Consider the following 17,440-nt stretch of genomic DNA (forward strand, 5'->3'; position numbering starts at 1 on the left):
CACCAACGCTTCGTCGGGGGACAGGGCCCTGGCCTGGAACTTGACCACCAACCAAGCCATCCCTCTTCCTGATGATCCTAGCGGCGGGAACACGGCTTACGCTTGCGCCAAGAGTGGAAGCGACGTCTACATCGTGGGCCGGGTGTATCCGAACTTTCCTACCCCTACCATCTGGAAGAACTACGCCATCTGGCATCAAAACACCAACGCTTCTTTTGGTATCTTCCACGACATCACTCCGGATGCCAGCAAGGCTTCGGTCCAGCTGGGCTTTCAGGGATATCTTTACGACCTGAGCAGTAGGCAGTACACCCAACTCTCTGGTACACAAGGGAGGTACTGGAGCCGGATTTCACCCGACGGGCAGGCCGTGGCCTTTAACCGTGATGGTGCTGTGTGGGTGTGGTACGGCGGCAACGTTTACACACCTAGCATCAATGGTCCTTATGCCGTGCGGGTCAGGAACGGCGTGGCCTACGTCTTCGGGGGAAGCTCGGATGGGCTCAACGCGGTTCGCTGGCGCAGCGATACCCAGTCGCTGGAGAACTTGAACACCGTCTTCGCCGGCGTGTTGCCGCAGGGCGTTACCCTCAAAACCGTCTCTGCCGTGAGCCTTGACAACCGGGTCATCGTGGGCATCGCCCGCAACCCCAACACCAATCAGGACGAGCCCTTCGTCCTTGTGGGCGATCCCTTCCAGACCGCTCCATGACCTTGCCTGTAGGCTTTGGGATGGATTCTCAGCCTTCCCGCGCTCCCGGGTCGGTTTCCCCCACGGGGTCCAGACCTGGGAGCGGGGATTCCCTTGCGTGCGGCTACGAGGATTTAGGAGCGGGGAGCAGGGCTTTGGCCAGGATGAGGTGAACGTGGTCGTCCCCGGGGGGAACTACGGCTGGCCGAGGGTGGTGGGGAGGGGGAACGACCCCCGCTACCGGGACCCCCTCTACGTGTGGCCCGAGGGCTTCCCCCCGGGGAACCTGGCCTTCTTCCGGGGGGACCTCTACGTGGCGGGCCTCCGGGGGGAGGCCCTCCTCAGGCTCGTGCTGGAAGGGGAAAGGGGGCGCTGGCGGGTTTCGCGGGTGGAGGTGGCCCTCTCGGGCTTCGGCCGCCTCCGGGAGGTCCAGGTGGGCAAGGACGGGGCCCTCTACCTCACCACCTCCAACCGGGACGGAAGGGGAAGGGTGCGCCCCGGGGACGACCGGGTGCTCCGCCTGGCGTAGACTGGGCCTCGTGGAGCGGGTCCTGCCCTTCCGCTTTGACGAGAAAGAGGGGGTCTTCTGGCTTCTAGACCAGAGGCGGCTTCCCCTGGAGGAGGTCTGGGTGCCGGTGCGCACCGCCAAGGAGATGGCCGAGGCCATCCGGGCCATGGTGGTGCGGGGGGCTCCGGCCATCGGGGTTTCGGCGGCCTTCGGCATGGTGCTCGCCCACCTCCGGGGGGAGGACCTGGAGGAGGCCGAGCGCCTCCTTAGGCAAAGCCGTCCCACGGCGGTGAACCTCTTCCACGCCCTAAAGAGGATGCGCCCCCACCTCGGGGACCTAAGGGGAAGCCTAAAGGAGGCCAAGGCCCTCTGGCGCGAGGTGGAGGAGACCGAGCGGGCCATAAGCCAGAACGGGGCGAGGCTCTTAAGGGGCCAGGTCCTCACCCACTGCAACACGGGGCCTTTGGCCACGGGGGGCTTCGGCACCGCCCTGGGGGCCATCCTCGAGGCCCACCGCCAGGGGCGGGTCACCCACGTCTGGGTGGACGAGACCAGGCCCTACCTCCAGGGGGCCCGCCTCACCGCCTTTGAGCTCATGAAGGCGGGGGTCCCCGCCACCCTCATCGCCGACAACATGGCGGGGTTTCTCATGCAGCGGGGCCAGGTGGACGCCGTCATCGTGGGGGTGGACCGCATGGCCCTAAACGGGGACTTCGCCAACAAGATCGGCACCTACGCCCTGGCGGTCCTGGCCCACCACCACGGCATTCCCTTCTACGCCGCCCTGCCCCTTTCCTCCGTGGACCCAAGCCTCCCAAGCGGGGAGGGCATCCCCATTGAGGAGCGCCCCCCCGAGGAGGTCCTGGAGCTAAAGGGGGTGCGCCTCGCCCCCCCGGGCTTTCCCGCCTACCACCCGGCCTTTGACCTGACCCCCCACCGCTACCTCACCGGCATCGTCACGGAGAAGGGGGTCCTCTATCCCCCCTTTGACGAGGCGCTGCGGGATGCCCTGGGCCTTTCTTGAGGGGCTTTTGGGCCACGCCTGCCCGGGGTGCGGGGGGAGGCTGGACCGGCCTCTCCTCTGCTCCGGGTGCCGCGCGGGCCTTCGGGCCCAGGTGGCGGGGGACTTGGTCTACCTCGGGCTCTACGGCCGGGTAGGGGGGCTTGCCCGTGCCCTGAAGTACGGCCGACGCTTCGGCCTCGCCCCCCTCCTCGCGGCTCCCCTGGCCGAAGGGGTGCGGGAGGCGGGCTGGGCCCTCCAGGGGGTTGCGGCGGTGCCCACCCTTCTCCCTAGGCTTCTCCTCCGGGGCTACAACCCCCCCGAGCTCCTCGCCCGGGAGGTGGCCCGCCTCCTCGGCCTTCCCTACCGGAGGGCCCTGCGCCGGGTGCGCTATGCCCCAAGCCAGCCCACCCGGGGCCGGGCCCGCGGGAAGCTCCCCGGGAACCTCTTCGCCCCCGCCCTAAGGGTGGAGGGAGCCTGGCTTTTGGTGGACGATGTGCTCACCAGCGGGGCCACCTTCCTAAGGGCGAAGGAGGCCCTTGAGAGGGCGGGAGCGAGCCAGGTCTACGGCGCCTTTATCGCCGTCAGGGACCCCGGGGCCTTGGGGCCTTACCGGTAGACGGGCGCTCTCGGCTCCCATGCGGGCGCCCTGCCATGGGGCGGTAGGCACATTCCCGCGGGGGCTTCCCCCTAGACTGGGGCGTAAGGGGGTGGTTCCCTTGAAGAAGCCCCGCCTCCGCCGCCTCCCGGACCTCCTTCCCCACCTCAAAGAGGGGCGCTACCGCCTGGGCCCCCACGTGGCCCGGCACATGCTCCAGGAGGGCTTCACCGAGCTGGACGTCCTCCGGGCCCTGGAGTGGGGGAGGGAGCTCGCCATCTACCCCGAGGACCAGAGGATGCTCGTCCTGGGCTACATGGTCTTTCCCCCGAGGCTCCGGCTTCCCCTGCACGTGGTCTTGGAGTACGCCACGCCCCGCCAGGTGGACATCGTCACCGCCTTCATCCCCAAGGACCCCTACCGGGTCTACTCCCGGGCCCGCCTGGCGGCCATCTTGCGCTTTGACGGGGCCCTCGAGGAGGTGCGCTGGACCAAGCCCCTCGCCCTCTACCCCTCCTGGGAGTAGCACCCGGGGCAGCGGCCGTAGACCGTGACCTCGTGGGCCTCGGCCAGGAAGCCGGGGGGTAGGTGGGTGAGGCCCAGGTCGCATCCCAAAAGCTCGTACACCCGGCCGCAGACCCGGCAGAGGAAGTGGTGGTGGTGGGCCTGGCCCGCCCGCTCGTACCTCGGGGGCTCCCCTGGGAGCGCTACGGGCACCAGAAAGCCTTCCTCCTGGAGGCTTTTGAGGTTGCGGTAAACGGTGGCCAGGCCCAGGGAGGGCACCTTCCTGCGGGCGAGCTCCAGCACCTCCTGGGGGGAGAGGGGGCGGTCCGCCTCGAGGAAGACCTCCCGGATGGCCCGCCGCTGCCGGGTGGAGCGCTTCATGCTCCAAGGATACCCATCTGAAAAGAAATTTTCATCCTCTTGGGATAGAGTGGCCTCATGCGCTCCCTCATGGCCTTATTCCTATGCCTTTGGCTCCTGCCCGCCTTGGCCCAGGAGTCCGGGGAGTACCTCCTGGGGCGCATCCTCGGCCTGGACCTGGAGCGGGGCGTGGCCCAGGTCAGGGTCCAAGGGGAGGTGAGGGAGGCCCTCTTGCCCACCGATGGAGGGGGGTTTCGGGTGGGGATGGGGGTGGTCCTGTACCGGGAGGGGGAGCGGCTTTACGTGAGCGAGCCCGACCGGACGCCCTGGCTCCTTGCGCTTCTTGGCCTTTTCGCCCTGATGGCGGCCCTTTTGGGCCGGGCCAAGGGGGTGCGGGGGCTTCTCGGTACCTTCCTTAGCCTCCTGGTGGTGGTCTACCTCGTGGTGCCCAAGGTGGCCTCCGGGGGAAACCCCTTGCTTGTTGCCCTTCTAGGGAGCCTGGGGGTGCTCCTTTTTTCCGTCTACCTGGTCCACGGGGTGAACCGCAAGACCACGGCGGCCCTTCTCGGCGTCCTGGGGGCCGTGGCCTTCGTGCTCCTCCTCGCCGCCTTCTTCGTGCGGGCCATGGGCTTCACCGGGCTGGCCTCGGAGGAGGCCCTCCTCCTCCGCCAGTGGGGCGGGGTGGACCTCCTCTCCCTCTTCCTGGCCGGGGTGGTGGTGGGGGCCCTGGGGGCCCTCACGGACGTGAGCGTGACCCAGGCGGCGGTGGTCCAGGCGCTAAGCCACGCCAACCCCCGCTACGGCCTTTGGGAGCTCTACCGGAGGGGGATGGAGGTGGGCTACGACCACATCGGAAGCCTGGTGAACACCCTGGTCCTGGCCTACGCCGCGGGCTCCTTGCCCCTCTTCCTCCTCCTCACCAAGGACCCCACCCCTCTTCGCTTCCTCCTGAACACCGAGCCCTTCGCCTCCGAGATCGCCGCCATGGTCCTGGGCTCCTTGGGGCTTCTCCTGGCGGTCCCCCTCACCACCCTGGTGGCGGCCTGGTTCTTCCAGGGGGGGAGGGGTGAGGCCCCAGAAGACCAGGGGCACGTTCACTAAGTGCCCGCACCTTGGCTTTGTAACAAGGGATGCCCAAGCTTTGGCCGCGGGAAAGCTCTTTTGGGGCCCCCACCGCGGCAAAAGCCGCGGTGGGGTACTTAACCTGGCGACCCTTCGCCCAGGACGAGGCCCGGGAGGTTGGGTGGGATAAGCGCCTACAATGGGGGCGTGCGCTTATTGCATACCGCGGACTGGCATTTGGGAAAGGTGTTGAAGGGCATAGACCGCACCCCCGAGATCGGGGAGGCCCTGAAGGGTCTTCTGGAGATCGTTCACAAGGAGCGGGTGGAACTGGTGGTGGTGGCGGGGGACCTCTTTGACCGGCCCCAGGTTTCCGCCGAGGCCGAGGCCTACGCCGTGGAGTTCTTCCTGCGCCTCAGGGAGCTTGAGGTGCCCGCTTTGGTCATCGCCGGGAACCACGACCCCAAGGAGCGCCTCGAGGCCCTCTCCCCCCTTCTCGCCCTGGCGGGGGCGGTGGTGCGGGGAAGGCCCCTCTTTCGGGAGGAGGGAGGGGTGGTAAAGACCCGGGGGCTAAGCGCGGCCCTCCTCCCCTTCGTGTCCGAGAGGGTCTTGGTGAAGCGGGTGTGGCAGGAGGCGGAGGAACGGCACCGCACCTACGCCGAGGCCATGCGCCGGGTCCTGGCCAACCTGGAAAGCCCCCTGATGCTGGCCCACTTCGCCCTGGAGGGGGTGCGGCCCGGGGGTGGGGAGTTCTACTTCCACCTGGCCGGGAGCTACGCCGTGCCCCCCTCGGCCCTCCCCTTGGGGGCCCGCTACCTGGCCCTGGGGCACATCCACCGCCAGCAGCAGGTCTCGGAGGCTCCCGTGGCCTGGTACCCGGGGAGCCTGGTCCAGCTGGACTTCGGCGAGGGGGAGGAGGCGGAGCGGGGGGCGCTTCTGGTGGAGCTTCCCCCCTCGGGGCCTCCCCGGGTCCACCCCATAAGGGAGCGCTGGGGGAAGCCCCTCAGGACCTATCGCCTGAAGAAGGAGGAGCTGGACGGGAGGATGGGCGAGCTGGAGCGCTTTCCCGGCTACCTGCGCCTGGTGGTGGAGGGGAGGCTTTCCCCGGCGGAGAAGGAGCGGTTCTACCGGGCCCTTCCCCATCTCCTGGCCCTCGAGGCCCTCTCGGAGGGGGCGGAGGCCAGGGGGGAGGAAGGCCCCGAGCTCGGCCTGGTGGAGGCCTACGGCCGCTACCTGGAGGAGCGGAACCGCAAGGAGGAGGCCCTCCTCGCCCGTTTCGGGGAGGTGCTGCGGGAGGTGGAGCGTGAGGCCTTGGAAGCTGGAGCTTGAGGGCTTCGGCCCCTACCGGGACAAGCAGGAGGTGGACTTCTCCGAGGTGGAGCTCTTCGCCATCACCGGCCCCACGGGAAGCGGGAAGAGCACCCTCTTGGACGCCATCGCCTTCGCCCTTTACGGGCGGGTCCCCCGGGTGGGGCGGAACGTCAAAGACCTCGTCCACCCCGCCCGGAGCGAGGCCCGGGTGCGCCTCACCTTCGCCGTGGGGGAAAGGCTCTACCGGGTGGAGAGGGTGCGCGGGAAAAAGAGCGAGGCCCGGCTTTTTGAGCTGGGGACGGGGGAGAGGCTCCTTCCCCTGGAGACCCTGGAGGACGTGAACCGCGCCCTGGAAGGGCTTCTCGGCCTCTCCTACGAGGCCTTCACCCGGGCCCTCCTCCTGCCCCAGGGGGAGTTTGACCGCTTCCTCAAGGGGGAGGCCAAGGAAAGGCGGCAGCTCCTCATGGACCTCTTTGAGCTCTCGCGCCTGGAGAGGGCCAAGGAGAAGGCCGTCCATGAGCGGGACCGGCTAAAGGGGGAAAGGGACCGCCTGGAGGGGGAGCTTTCCTCCCTGGCCGGGGCCACGCAGGAGGCCCTGGAGGCCTTGGAAGGGGAGCTGGAGGTCCTGAGGCGGGAGGAAGACCGCCTGCAGCGGGAGAGAAAGGAAAGGAAAAGGGCCCTCGAGGAGGCGGAGGCCCTTCTGGAGAAAATCCGGGAAAAATCCCAGCTGGAGGTGCGAAGGGCCCGCCTCGAGGCCGAGTCCGAGGAGATAGAAACCCTCCGCCGCCGCCTGGCCCGGTCCGAGGAGGCGGCGCGGGCCCTGCCCCTTTGGGAGCGGTACCGCAGATGGGCGGAGGCCCTGCGGAAGACCGAGGAGGAGATAGCCAAGGCCGAAAGGAGCCTGGAGAACCTGAGGGCCCAGGTCCAGGCCCTGGCCTTTGACCCCCAGGCCTTGGAGGAGGCCCGGGAGAGGCTTCGCCAGGACCAGGAGCTCAAGGGCCTCGAGGGCCTCTGGAAGCGGGTGGCCCCCTCCTTCCCGGGAGGCCCACCCCGCCACCCCTCTCCCCGCCTGGACCCCCTGGCCCTGGAGGCCCTTCTGGAGAAGGAGGCCAGTCTGCAGGCCTCCTTGCAGGAGCTCCGGCGTCTCGCCGAGCGGGAGGAGGCCTTGAAGGAGGCCCAGGAAGCCCTGGAAAGGCTGGAGGAGGAGGGCAAGGCCCAGCGCGAAGAGGTGGAGGGCCTAAGGGCCCGCCTTAAGGGGGCCTTGGCCCACCGCCTGGCCCAGGTGGAGGCGGCCCTCGCCGCCTTGGAGGGGGAGGAAGGGGCCCTGCGGGAGGCCCTGGAGGCCCTGAGGGAGGAGGAGCGCCGCCTGGGGCTTCTCGCCTACCACGACCTCCTCCGCCCCGGGGAGCCCTGCCCCCTCTGCGGCGGGGTGGTCCACCGCCTCCCGGAGAGGCCCTCTCCCAAGGACCTGGAGGGGGAGAGGAAGCGGCTTTCGGAGCGCCTTGGGGAGGTGGAGCGCGGGCGGGGCGCGCTCCTCGCCGAGAAGGAGTCCTTGGAAGAGAGGCTGGGAGGGGTCCGGCCCGAACCCCTCCCCGAGGACCCCAAGGCCCTGGAAGGGAAACTGAAGGAGGCGGAGGAGCGGCTTGCCGCCTTACGGGAGGCCTACAAGGAAAAGAGGGGCCAGGTGCAGGTCCTGGCGGAGGCGGTCCAGGACCTAAGGAAGCGGGTGGAGGGCCTTGGCCCCCTGGAGGAGGTGGAAAGGAGGCTTTCCGCCCTCCAGGAGGAGAAGGCCAGCCTGGCGGCGGGGCTTTACGGGTATCTGGAGGGGAAGACCGGCGGCCTGGGGGTGGAGCGGTACCTGAGGGACTTGGAGGCCAAGGTCAAGGACCTGGAGGCCAAGGAGAAGAGGCTAAAGGACTTGGAGGAAGCCCTCCACCGGGTCCAAAGCGCCCTCTCCGGCCTTCGGGCGCAAAAGGAGACGCAGGCCCAGGCCCTGGAGGAGGCCCGGGCTTCCGTGCAGGGCCTCATGCCCGAGGAGGAGGCCAAGGCCCTCGCCCTCTCTCCCGGGGCCAAAGAGGCGCTGGAGAAGAAGGTCCAGGCCCACGAGAAGGAGTGGGCCGAGGTGGAGATCAACTTAAGGAAGCTCTCCCACCTCCCCCCCCTCTCCCTCGCCGAGGCCGAGGCCCGGGTGAGGGAGTTCCGGGAGGGCCTTCGGGCGGTGGAGGAAAGGCTCCAAGAGCTGGGCAGGGAGATGGGGGCCAAGGAGGCCCGGGTGGAAAGCCTGCGGGAAGACCTCAGGCGCAAGCGGGACCTCGAGGCCCGCCTGGCGGAGGTGGGGAAGGAGGTGGCCCTTTGGGAAAAGCTCGCCTGGGATCTCCAGGGAAACAACTTCCCCGCCTACCTCCTGGGCTTCAGGCAGCGGCACCTGGTGGAGCGGGCCGATGGGCTTCTCTCCACCCTTTCCGGAGGGCGGTACCGCCTGAGGGTTCAGGAAGACGAGTACAGGGTCCTGGACCTCTGGACCGAGGCCGAGCGCCCGGTGAAGACCCTCTCCGGCGGGGAGAGCTTCCTGGCGAGCCTCGCCCTGGCCCTGGCCCTCTCGGAGGAGCTTTCCCGGGGGCGCCTCGGGGCGCTTTTCCTGGACGAGGGCTTCGGCACCCTGGACCCCGAGGCCCTGGAGGGGGTGGCGGGGATCCTCGAAGCCCTTCCCACCCGGGGGCGGCTCGTGGGCATCGTGACCCACGTGGAGGCCCTGGCGGAAAGGCTTCCCGCCCGCCTCCGGGTGCGCAAGCACCCCTCGGGAAGCCGGGTGGAGTGGGTCTAGACCCGGGGCGTTTGTCCCTGGCGGGCCCCTACCCCGAGGAGGTATCCTTTTCTTCGCCCACAAGTCCTTTCCACGGCTCACGGGCGAGGAGGTGCGTCGTGAAAAAGGCCAAGGACATCATGTCCACCGAGGTGGTGATGATCCAAGGCTCGGCTACGGTGAGGGAGGCCGTCAACCTCATGAAGGAGACGGGCCTTAGGGCCCTCATCGTGGACCGCCGCCACGAGGAGGACGCCTACGGCATCGTCACCGAGACGGATATCGTCTACAAGGTCATCGCCTACGGCAAGGACCCGAGCACCGTCCAGGTCCACGAGATCATGACCAAGCCGGTCATCACCGTGAACCCGGACCTGGGGGTGGAGTACGTGGCCCGCCTCTTCGCCAACACCGGCATCCGCCGTGCCCCGGTGATCCAGGGAGAGGTCCTGGGCATCGTTTCGGTGACGGATATCCTCCGCAAGGCCGTCTTCTGAGGAGGGTTCCACGGGACCCCGGGGAATCCACCCCGGGGCTTTTTCTTGACCTGGTATAAGAATCTTCTTAAAATGGCAGCGGAGGTGAAAGGATGAAGCGGCTTATCGCCCTGGTTCTCCTCTTCGCCCTGGCCCTGGCCCAGGGCCTCGAGGCCTTCTGGAAGGCGGTGGAGGTGCCGGGCGGGGTCTGCGCGGACGGCTCCCCCTACCGCTTCTACGTGAGCCCCGGGGACCCCAAAAAGGTGGTCCTGGACTTCCAGGGGGGCGGGGCCTGCTGGGATCCGGCCACCTGCAACCCCCAAAGCCCCACCTACCGCAAGCGGGTGGAGGTGCAGGAGCTCCTCCTCGCCCAGGGCATCTACAACCGGATGACCGCCGCCAACCCCTTCTTCGGCTGGACCCATGTCTTCGTCCCCTACTGCACGGGGGACCTCCACGTGGGCCGGGCCACGGTGGACTACGGGGGCTTCAAGGTCCACCACCAGGGGGCCCAGAACGCCCAGGCCGCCCTGGAGTACGCCTTCCGCAACTACCCGAACCCCGAGCGGGTCTTCGTCACCGGGTGCAGCGCCGGGGCCTACGGGGCGGTGCTTTGGGCGGACAAGGTCCTCGCCACCTACAAAAACGCCCAGATCGCGGTCTGCGGCGACGCCGGGGTGGGCGTGGTCACGGGGGACTTCCCGGGCTTTGCCGCCTGGAAGCCCCGCCTCCCCGAGCTTCCGGGCCTCTCCTCGCCCCCCAGGATGTGGGAGGTCTACCGCGCCCTGGCCCAGGCCTACCCCAAGGCGGTCCTCGCCCAGTACACCACGCTCCTGGACGGGACCCAGATCTCCTTCTACGCCCTCATGAAGAAGGAGGCCGCCCCCAGCGAGGCCACGGCCCGGGAGTGGGCCGAGGAGGCGAGGAAGGCCGTCCTGGCCCCGGCCGGGGAGGTCAACTACACCTACTACCTCGCCCCGGGGAGCCAGCACTGCATCCTCCCCCGGCCCGAGCTCTACACCCTGAAGGTGGGGGAGGTGGGCTTCCTGGAGTGGCTCAAGGCCCTGGCGGAGGGGAAGACCCCGCCCCGGGTGGGCCCCTGAGGCCGAAGCCCCGGAACCAGTCCCTAAGCTCCGGGTAGAGCTCCACCAGGAGGCGGTGCCCCCGCTTGCGGTCCAGGGGGGCCGCCTCCAGCATCTTCCTGAGGAGGAGGTCCCCGTCTCGCCTGAGGAGGGTTTCGGCCTCTAGGGTGAACCGGGCCTGGAACCAGAGGGCGCCCTCGAGGCCCCCCCGGCGCCGCTCGTAGTCGGAAAGCCGCCTTTTCTCCGGGGCGAGCCGGGCGAGGTACCGGCTAAAGGCGAGGAGGGTCTCCGCAAGGTCTGGCCGGGCCCTTTGGAGCCCCAGGAGGAAGAGGTAGTTGGCCACGAACTCGTCCAGCCACCGGGCCCCCGTGCGGAGCCCCCAGGCCACCTGCACGGCGTGGGCGTATTCATGGCCCAGGTTGAGGTCCAAGAAGGCGGCAAGCTCCCCGGGGGGCGGCCCCAAGGGGAGGAGGACCTCCCTCAGGCGGTGGAGGAGCCTCTCCGGGTAGGCGAGGGGGGCGTAGACGGCAAGCCCCTCTGGCCCCGCGTGCTGGAAGGGGAGGCCGTAGGGGTAGGGAAGCCTCGCCCGCCAGTCCCTCTCCGAGAGGACGAAGAGGCGCACCGGGGGGAGGGGGGCGTAGCGGGCGTAGACCCCCCTTAGGGAGAGGAGGTAGTCCTGGAGGGCCTTGGCCCTTAGGGCCCCGCCCTCGGAGAAGAAGGCGGGGAGGTGGGGGTGGGGGAGGGCCCGCATCAGATGACTTCCCGGAAGCCCACCCGCTCCGACTGGGCCCGGAGCTCCTCCCTGAGGGCCCGGTGCTCGGGGAGGTCCAGGGCGGGGTCCCTCTCCACGATGGCCTTGGCCAGCTCCCGGGCCCGCTCAATGACCCCCGTGTCCTCGGCGAGGTCGCCGAGCTTGAGCTCGGGGTAGCCCGACTGCCTTGTGCCCCGAAGCTCCCCCGGGCCCCGAAGCTTCAGGTCCATCTCGGCGATGTAGAAGCCGTCCGTGGACTCCTCCAGGATCTTCAGGCGCTTTAGGGTCTTCTGGCCCGCCTCCCCCGCGAGGAAGATGGCGTAGCCCTGAAGCCCTCCCCGGCCCACCCGGCCCCTGAGCTGGTGGAGCTGGGCGAGGCCGAAGCGCTCGGCGTTTTCCACGATGATGAGGGTGGCCTTGGGGATGTCCACCCCCACCTCCACCACGGTGGTGGAGACCAGAAGGTCGTAGTCCCCCCGCCGGAAGGCCTCCATGACCTCGTCCTTTTCCCGGGCGGGCATCTTGCCGTGGAGGAGGGCGAGGCGCACCCCGGGGAGGAGGCCTCTAAGCTCCTCGTAGAGGCTCGTGGCCGCCTTCAGGTCCAGCTCCTCGCTCTCCTCAATGGCCGGGGCTACCACGAAGACCTGGTGGCCCTTCCTCACCTCCTCCCGGGCGAAGGCGTAGGCCTGGAGGCGGAGGCGGTGGGGGAGGACCTTGGTCTTCACCGGGGCGCGGCCCGGGGGCATCTCGTCCAGGACGCTCACCTCCAGGTCCCCGTAGAGGGTTAGGGCCAGGGAGCGGGGGATGGGGGTGGCGGACATGACGAGGACGTCGGGGGGCGTCTTGGCCAGCTTGAGGAGGGCCCGCCGCTGGAGGACCCCGAAGCGGTGCTCCTCGTCCACCACGGCGAGGCCGAGGTCCCTAAAGCCCACCCCCTCCTGGATGAGGGCGTGGGTGCCCACGGCCACCTGGGCCTCTCCCGAGAGGAGGCGGGCCGTGGCGGCCTCCTTCTCCTTGGCCGTCATGGAGCCCAAAAGGAGCTCCACCCGGACCCCCAGGGGAAAGAGGTAGCGGGCGAGGTTCTGGTAGTGCTGCTTGGCCAGGATCTCCGTGGGGGCCATGAGGGCCCCCTGGGCCCCGTTCTTGGCCGCGAGGAAGAGGGCGAAAGCCGCCACCACGGTCTTCCCCGAGCCCACGTCCCCCTGGAGGAGGCGGGCCATCTGGCGGGGGCTTTGCATGTCCTTGGCGATCTCCCCCATGACCCGCTCCTGGGCCCGGGTGAGGGGGAAGGGGAGGGCCTCCTTGAAGGCCTCCACCCAGGCCTCCTCCACCCGGAAGCTCCGGCCCAGCACCGCCCCTCCCGCCTCGAGGAGGGCCTTGAGCTCCAGGAGGAGGTACTCGTCAAACTTGAGGCGGAGGAGGGCGCGCTTTAAGGCCTCCTCGCTTTCGGGAAAGTGGATGGCCTTTAGGGCCTCGCTGTAGGGCATGAGGCCGAGGCCCTCCCGGTAGGCCTCGAGGGGGTCGGGGAGGGGCAGGGCCTCCTCCAGGGCCTTGTGGACGGTGCGGCGGAGGAAGGCCTGGCTTACCCCCTCCTTGGCGGGGTAGATGGGGACGATCCGCCCGGTGGAGAGGGACTCGGTGCCCTCGTCCTCAAAGTGCTCCACCAGAAGCTGCACCCCGCCCCGGCGCTGCACCCGGCCCGTGACGATGAGGGTGCTCCCCACCTCCACCTGGGAGAGGACCCAGGTCTGGTTGAACCAGACCAGGGTGAGGCGCCACCCCCAGGCGTCCTGGGCCTTCACCTGGACGAGCTGCATCCCCTTCTTGGGGGTCCTTAAGAGCTCCTTGGCCAGGACCTTCACGGCCAGGGTGGCCTTCTCTCCCTCCTCCAGGAAGCGCACCCCGGGGAGGGCCCTCCGGTCCTCGTAGCGCCGGGGGTAGTGGTGGAGCACGTCCCGCACCGTGCGCAGGCCGAGCTCGGCGAGCTTCCTCCGGCTTTGCGGGGGGGCGAGGAGGTGGGCGGGATCGGCGGGGCTAAGCCTCCCGGAGGAGGCCTGGGCCTGGCCTCGAGGGGAGGGGTCCTGGTCCTTTAGGAGGCGGAGGGCTTCCTGCAAAACCCGCTTCCGCTCTTCCTGGGGCTTTCCCCCGTAGCCCCGGAAGAGCGCCAGGAGCTCGGGGAAGGGGCGGGCGAGGTTCTCCACCAGGGCCTCGAGGCCCCCCACCACCACCCGGTCCCTGGCCCCGTCCTGGAGTTCCCGGAGAAGGGGTTTGAGGAGCCTGGCCTTGAGCTCCTCTTCCGTCACGCCTTCCATGATACCCTTAGGCCTGTGAGCCGCGTGGAGCGCCTACCCAACGGCCTGGTGGTGGCCCTGGAGGAGCGGGACTTCCCCGGGGTCGCCTTCCAGCTTCTGGTCCCCGCGGGGGCGGTGAACGACCCCGAGGGGATGGAGGGGGCGGCCGCCCTCCTCGAGGGGTGGCTCTGGAAGGGGGCGGGGGACCTGGACGCGAGGGCCCTGGCCCAGGCCCTGGACGCCCTCGGGGTCAGGCGGAGTAGCGGGGCGGGCCTGGAGCACACCGCCTTCTCCGCCGCCTTCCTCCCCGAGGTCCTGGAGGAGGTCTTCCGCCTCTACGCCCTCCTCCTCACGAGGCCCCGCCTTCCCGAGGAGGGCTTGGAGCAGGTGCGCGCCGTGGCCCTCCAGGCTCTCCTCTCCCTGGAGGACCAGCCCGCGAGGAAGCTCCTTTCTGAGCTTCGCCGCCAGGTCTTCCGCTCCCCCCACGGGCGGGAGCCCCTGGGCCGGGAGGAGGACCTGAAGGGGGCGGGGGCCGAGGCCCTCAAGTCGGACTACCGGAGGCGCTACACCCCCAAGGGGGCCATCCTCGCCGTGGCGGGAGGGGTTTCCTGGGAGAGGCTTCGCGAGGCCCTAAAGCCCTTCCTCGCCTGGGAGGGGGAGGAGGCTCCTTACCCCCGCCCGGAGCTTTCCGAGCCCCACCGCTTCGCCCTCCAAAGGCCCACGGCCCAGGTGCAGATCGGCCTCGCCTACCCCGACGTGGGCCCCGAGGACCCGGGCTTCTACGCCGCAAGGCTCGCCCTGGAGGTCCTCTCCGGGGGGATGTCTAGCCGCCTCTTCACCGAGGTTAGGGAGAAGCGGGGTCTGGTCTACGCCGTCTCGGCCTTCCCCGCAGGGGTAAGGGGCCAGGGCCTCCTCATGGCCTACGCCGGGACCACCAAGGAGCGGGCGGGGGAGACCCTGAAGGTGATGCGCGCCGAGGTGGAGCGCCTGGCCGAGGGGGTCACGGAGGAGGAGCTTTCCCGGGCCAAGGTGGGCCTGAAGACCGCCTTGGTGATGGCGGACGAGTCCATTAGGAGCCGCGCCGCCTCCATGGCCCGGGACCTCTACATGCTGGGGAGGGTGCGCTCCCTTGCCGAGATTGAGGCCGCCATTGAGGGGACGACCCTGGAGGCGGTGAACGCTTTCCTCAGGGCCCATCCCTACCAAAACCCCTGGGTGGGCCTTTTGGGAGAGGTGGAGGATGTTTAGGGAAGCCGAGCTCAAAAACGGCCTTCGGGTCATCGCCGAGGTGGTCCCGGGGGCGCGGAGCGTGGCCCTGGGCTACTTCGTGAAGACGGGGGCCCGGGACGAGGCCAAGGAGGAGAGCGGGGTGAGCCACTTCCTGGAGCACATGGTCTTCAAGGGCCCCGAGGACATGGACGCCCTCTCCGTGAACCGGGCCTTTGACCGGATGGGGGCCCAGTACAACGCCTTCACCTCCGAGGAAGCCACGGTCTACTACGGGGCGGTCCTCCCCGAGTTCGCCCAAGACCTCCTTGGCCTCTTCTCCAAGCTCCTGCGCCCCGCCCTTCGGGAGGAGGACTTCCAGACGGAGAAGAAGGTGATCCTGGAGGAGATCGCCCGCTACCAGGACCGCCCGGGCTACATGGCTTATGAATGGGCCCGGGACCGCTTCTTCCAGGGGCACCCCTTGGGGAATAGTGTCCTGGGGACACGGGAGAGCATTGCCGCCCTCGCCCGGGAGAGGATGGCGGCCTACCACGGGAAGCGCTACCTGCCCAAGAACATGGTCCTCGCCGCCACGGGGAAGGTGGACTTTGACCGCCTCCTCGCCGAGGCCGAGCGCCTCACCGAGGGCTGGCCCGAAGGCGAGGCGGAAAGGGCCTACCCGCCCCTAGAGCCCGGCTTCGGGGTGGAGGAGCGCCCCTACGAGAAGGCCCGGGCCCTCTACCTGGTGGCCCTCTTTCCCGGCCTCGCCTACCAGGAGGAGGCCCGCTTTGCGGCCCAGGTCCTCGCCCACCTCCTGGGGGAGGAGGGCTCGGGAAGGCTCCACTTCGCCCTGGTGGACCGGGGCTTGGCCGAGACCGCCTCCTTCGGCCTCGAGGAGGCCGACCGGGCCGGGGCCTTCCACGCCTACGTCCAGGCCGACCCCGCCCGCAAGGAGGCGGTGCTCCTTGCCCTTAAGGAGGAGCTTGACCGCCTTCTCCAGGAGGGGGTCACGGAGGAGGAGGTGGAAAGGGCCAAGACCCCCCTCGCCACGGGCCTGGTCTTCGCCGGGGAGACCCCCATGCAGCGGCTTTTCCACCTGGGGATGGAGTACCTCTACACCGGGCGCTACCTCTCCTTGGAGGAGGTGAAGGCCAGGGTGCGAAGGGTGACGGCCCGGGAGGTGAACGCCCTTTTGGAGCGGGGCTTCCTGGAGAAGGGGCTTTACTACCTGGTCCTTCCCCATGGAGCCTAGGGCCCTAGGGGCGGCCCTCCTCACCATCCTCTTCTGGGCGAGCGCCTTCGCCGGGATCCGGGCGGGGCTTTTGGGCCTTGCGCCCGGCCACCTCGTCCTCCTCCGCTTCCTGGTGGCGGGGGCCGTCCTCCTCCTCTACGCCCTCTTGAGGGGGCTTCCTCCCCCGAGGCGGGAGGACCTTCCCCGCCTTTTCCTCCTGGGGCTCTTGGGCATCACCGTCTACCACACCGCCTTGGTCTACGGGGAGCTTTGGGTGAGCGCGGGGGCGGCGAGCCTCCTCATCGCCACGGGGCCGGTCTTTACCGCCCTCCTCTCCCACCTTTTCCTGGGGGAAAGGCTCGGGAGGCGGGGGGTTTTGGGCTTCGGCCTCGCCTTCCTGGGCTCCGCCCTCATCGCCTTCGGAGAGGGGGGCGGGGTGGGGCTTAGCCCGGGGGCCTTCCTCGTCCTCCTCGCCGCCCTCTCCACCTCCTTCTACTTCGTCCTGCAAAAGCCCCTCTTCGGCCGCTACCGGAGCGAGGAGATGACCGTCTACACCCTGCTTCTCGGCACCCTGCCCCTCCTCGTCTTCCTCCCCGGGCTTCCCGAGGCCATCGGGACGGCCCCCAGGCCCGCCCTCCTCTCCGCCTTGTACCTCGGGGTCTTCCCCGGGGCCTTCGCCTACCTCACCTGGACCTACGCCCTCTCCCGCACCCCGGCCTCCCGCCTTTCCTCCTTTCTCTACCTCTCCCCGGTCCTCGCCCTCTTCATCGCCTACCTGTGGCTTGGGGAGGTGCCCTCCCCCCTTTCCCTCCTGGGCGGGGGCCTTGCCCTCCTCGGGGTCCTCCTGGTGAACCTCCGGGCGTAGAATGGGCCGGGGTGAACGCCATGGAGGTCAAGCGCATCGGCGTGGTGGGCGCGGGGCAGATGGGCAGCGGCATCGCCCAGGTGGCGGCGAGCGCGGGCTACGAGGTGGTCCTCGTGGACGTGGCGGAGGGCTTCCTGGAAAGGGGCCTTTCCGCCATAAGGCGCTCCTTGGGCAAGTTCCTGGAGAAGGGAAAGATCACCCAGGAGGCCCACGACCTGGCCCTCGGGCGCATCCGGACGAGCCTGAGCCTCGAGGACCTGAAGGACGCCGACCTCATCGTGGAGGCCATCGTGGAGGACGAGGGGGAGAAGCGGCGGCTCTTTGAGCGCCTGGGGGCCCTGGCCAAGCCCGAGGCCATCCTCGCCAGCAACACCTCCTCCATCCCCATCACCGCCCTCGCCCGCTCCTCGGGGCGGCCGGAGCGCTTCATCGGCATGCACTTCTTCAACCCCGTCCCCCTTATGCAGCTCGTGGAGGTGATCCGGGGGGAGCTCACCTCCGAGGCCACCCGGGACGCCGTGGTGGAGGTGGCGAGGCGCATGGGGAAGACCCCCCTGGAGGTCCAAGACTACCCCGGCTTCATCTCCAACCGCCTCCTCATGCCCATGATCAACGAGGCTGTGGAGGCCCTCCGCGAGGGGGTCGCCACCAAGGAGGCCATTGACGGCATCATGCGCCTTGGGATGAACCACCCCATG

Annotated in this window: 16 protein-coding genes and 1 pseudogene; 14 read left to right on the forward strand and 3 right to left on the reverse strand. The window is 69.3% G+C overall.

The genetic code is table 11. From position 1 onward, the window contains the following. The 5 genes and pseudogenes from AC01Y6_RS06860 to AC01Y6_RS06880 form a co-directional block, all read left to right on the forward strand. On the forward strand, positions 1 to 712 hold a 712-nt coding region (locus tag AC01Y6_RS06860), incomplete at its 5' end, for a hypothetical protein (protein ID WP_476670839.1). A 118-nt stretch (positions 713 to 830) separates the two neighbouring features. Beyond that, positions 831 to 1,220, forward strand: a pseudogene (locus tag AC01Y6_RS06865) (PQQ-dependent sugar dehydrogenase); the annotation flags it as partial. A gap of 10 nt (positions 1,221 to 1,230) precedes the next feature. After that, entirely contained in the window at positions 1,231 to 2,223 is a 993-nt protein-coding gene (gene mtnA / locus AC01Y6_RS06870) for an S-methyl-5-thioribose-1-phosphate isomerase (protein ID WP_428716825.1), read from the forward strand. Beyond that, positions 2,204 to 2,818: a ComF family protein gene (locus AC01Y6_RS06875; protein ID WP_347240951.1), complete on the forward strand. Its 615-nt coding sequence runs from the start codon at positions 2,204 to 2,206 to the stop codon at positions 2,816 to 2,818. The genes mtnA and AC01Y6_RS06875 overlap by 20 nt, the downstream gene beginning before the upstream one ends. Positions 2,819 to 2,918: 100 nt before the next feature. Beyond that, positions 2,919 to 3,323: a DUF4258 domain-containing protein gene (locus AC01Y6_RS06880; RefSeq protein ID WP_428715187.1), complete on the forward strand. Its 405-nt coding sequence runs from the start codon at positions 2,919 to 2,921 to the stop codon at positions 3,321 to 3,323. On the opposite strand, the gene AC01Y6_RS06885 is transcribed toward AC01Y6_RS06880, so the two are convergent. After that, entirely contained in the window at positions 3,305 to 3,682 is a 378-nt protein-coding gene (locus AC01Y6_RS06885) for a zinc uptake transcriptional regulator (RefSeq protein ID WP_347240953.1), read from the reverse strand. The two genes, AC01Y6_RS06880 and AC01Y6_RS06885, sit on opposite strands and share 19 nt — an antisense overlap. A 57-nt stretch (positions 3,683 to 3,739) precedes the next feature. Here AC01Y6_RS06885 and AC01Y6_RS06890 point away from each other — a divergent pair, with 57 nt between their 5' ends. The 5 genes from AC01Y6_RS06890 (at position 3,740) to AC01Y6_RS06910 (ending at position 10,416) form a co-directional block, all read left to right on the forward strand. Continuing rightward, positions 3,740 to 4,762, forward strand: coding sequence for a YibE/F family protein (locus AC01Y6_RS06890; protein ID WP_347240954.1), 1,023 nt, complete (start codon positions 3,740 to 3,742; stop codon positions 4,760 to 4,762). 168 nt (positions 4,763 to 4,930) lie between these two features. Continuing rightward, on the forward strand, positions 4,931 to 6,052 hold the full coding sequence (locus AC01Y6_RS06895) for a metallophosphoesterase family protein (protein WP_428720116.1): 1,122 nt from the start codon (positions 4,931 to 4,933) through the stop codon (positions 6,050 to 6,052). Further along, the gene (locus tag AC01Y6_RS06900) at positions 6,027 to 8,858 is read left to right on the forward strand and encodes an AAA family ATPase (RefSeq protein ID WP_476670840.1); all 2,832 of its coding nucleotides are present in this window, start codon (positions 6,027 to 6,029) and stop codon (positions 8,856 to 8,858) included. Before AC01Y6_RS06895 ends, AC01Y6_RS06900 begins: the two co-directional genes overlap by 26 nt. A gap of 98 nt (positions 8,859 to 8,956) precedes the next feature. After that, entirely contained in the window at positions 8,957 to 9,334 is a 378-nt protein-coding gene (locus AC01Y6_RS06905; RefSeq protein WP_347240959.1) for a CBS domain-containing protein, read from the forward strand. 92 nt (positions 9,335 to 9,426) lie between these two features. Then, on the forward strand, positions 9,427 to 10,416 hold the full coding sequence (locus AC01Y6_RS06910; RefSeq protein WP_476670842.1) for a pectin acetylesterase-family hydrolase: 990 nt from the start codon (positions 9,427 to 9,429) through the stop codon (positions 10,414 to 10,416). On the opposite strand, the gene AC01Y6_RS06915 is transcribed toward AC01Y6_RS06910, so the two are convergent. Both AC01Y6_RS06915 and recG read right to left on the reverse strand, forming a co-directional pair. Then, on the reverse strand, positions 10,370 to 11,146 hold the full coding sequence (locus tag AC01Y6_RS06915; RefSeq protein ID WP_476670843.1) for a hypothetical protein: 777 nt from the start codon (positions 11,144 to 11,146) through the stop codon (positions 10,370 to 10,372). The genes AC01Y6_RS06910 and AC01Y6_RS06915 overlap by 47 nt on opposite strands. After that, positions 11,146 to 13,458 carry an ATP-dependent DNA helicase RecG gene (gene recG / locus AC01Y6_RS06920; RefSeq protein ID WP_476670844.1) on the reverse strand — a complete coding sequence of 771 codons (2,313 nt, stop codon included), beginning with the start codon at positions 13,456 to 13,458 and terminating at the stop codon, positions 11,146 to 11,148. The genes AC01Y6_RS06915 and recG overlap by 1 nt, the downstream gene beginning before the upstream one ends. A gap of 15 nt (positions 13,459 to 13,473) precedes the next feature. Here recG and AC01Y6_RS06925 point away from each other — a divergent pair, with 15 nt between their 5' ends. The 4 genes from AC01Y6_RS06925 to AC01Y6_RS06940 all read left to right on the forward strand — a co-directional run. Continuing rightward, positions 13,474 to 14,685, forward strand: a complete 1,212-nt coding sequence (locus AC01Y6_RS06925) for a M16 family metallopeptidase (RefSeq protein ID WP_476670845.1) — start codon at positions 13,474 to 13,476, stop codon at positions 14,683 to 14,685. Beyond that, positions 14,678 to 15,898, forward strand: coding sequence for a M16 family metallopeptidase (locus AC01Y6_RS06930; RefSeq protein ID WP_476670846.1), 1,221 nt, complete (start codon positions 14,678 to 14,680; stop codon positions 15,896 to 15,898). The genes AC01Y6_RS06925 and AC01Y6_RS06930 overlap by 8 nt, the downstream gene beginning before the upstream one ends. Next, on the forward strand, positions 15,888 to 16,742 hold the full coding sequence (locus tag AC01Y6_RS06935; protein ID WP_476670847.1) for a DMT family transporter: 855 nt from the start codon (positions 15,888 to 15,890) through the stop codon (positions 16,740 to 16,742). The genes AC01Y6_RS06930 and AC01Y6_RS06935 overlap by 11 nt, the downstream gene beginning before the upstream one ends. Before the next feature lie 20 nt (positions 16,743 to 16,762). Next, positions 16,763 to 17,440, forward strand: a 678-nt coding sequence (locus tag AC01Y6_RS06940) for a 3-hydroxyacyl-CoA dehydrogenase family protein (RefSeq protein WP_476670848.1), incomplete at its 3' end; no start/stop codon positions are given.

Source organism: Thermus sp., from assembly GCF_056332225.1.

Excerpts from the sequence above, each read along its gene's own strand:
- AC01Y6_RS06890 (WP_347240954.1), top strand. The coding sequence starts at position 3,740 with ATGCGCTCCCTCATGGCCTTATTCCTATGCCTTTGGCTCCTGCCCGCC.
- AC01Y6_RS06930 (WP_476670846.1), top strand. The coding sequence starts at position 14,678 with ATGTTTAGGGAAGCCGAGCTCAAAAACGGCCTTCGGGTCATCGCCGAG.
- AC01Y6_RS06875 (WP_347240951.1), top strand. The coding sequence starts at position 2,204 with ATGCCCTGGGCCTTTCTTGAGGGGCTTTTGGGCCACGCCTGCCCGGGG.
- AC01Y6_RS06915 (WP_476670843.1), bottom strand. The coding sequence starts at position 11,146 with ATGCGGGCCCTCCCCCACCCCCACCTCCCCGCCTTCTTCTCCGAGGGC.
- AC01Y6_RS06885 (WP_347240953.1), bottom strand. The coding sequence starts at position 3,682 with ATGAAGCGCTCCACCCGGCAGCGGCGGGCCATCCGGGAGGTCTTCCTC.
- AC01Y6_RS06910 (WP_476670842.1), top strand. The coding sequence starts at position 9,427 with ATGAAGCGGCTTATCGCCCTGGTTCTCCTCTTCGCCCTGGCCCTGGCC.
- recG (WP_476670844.1), bottom strand. The coding sequence starts at position 13,458 with ATGGAAGGCGTGACGGAAGAGGAGCTCAAGGCCAGGCTCCTCAAACCC.
- AC01Y6_RS06935 (WP_476670847.1), top strand. The coding sequence starts at position 15,888 with ATGGAGCCTAGGGCCCTAGGGGCGGCCCTCCTCACCATCCTCTTCTGG.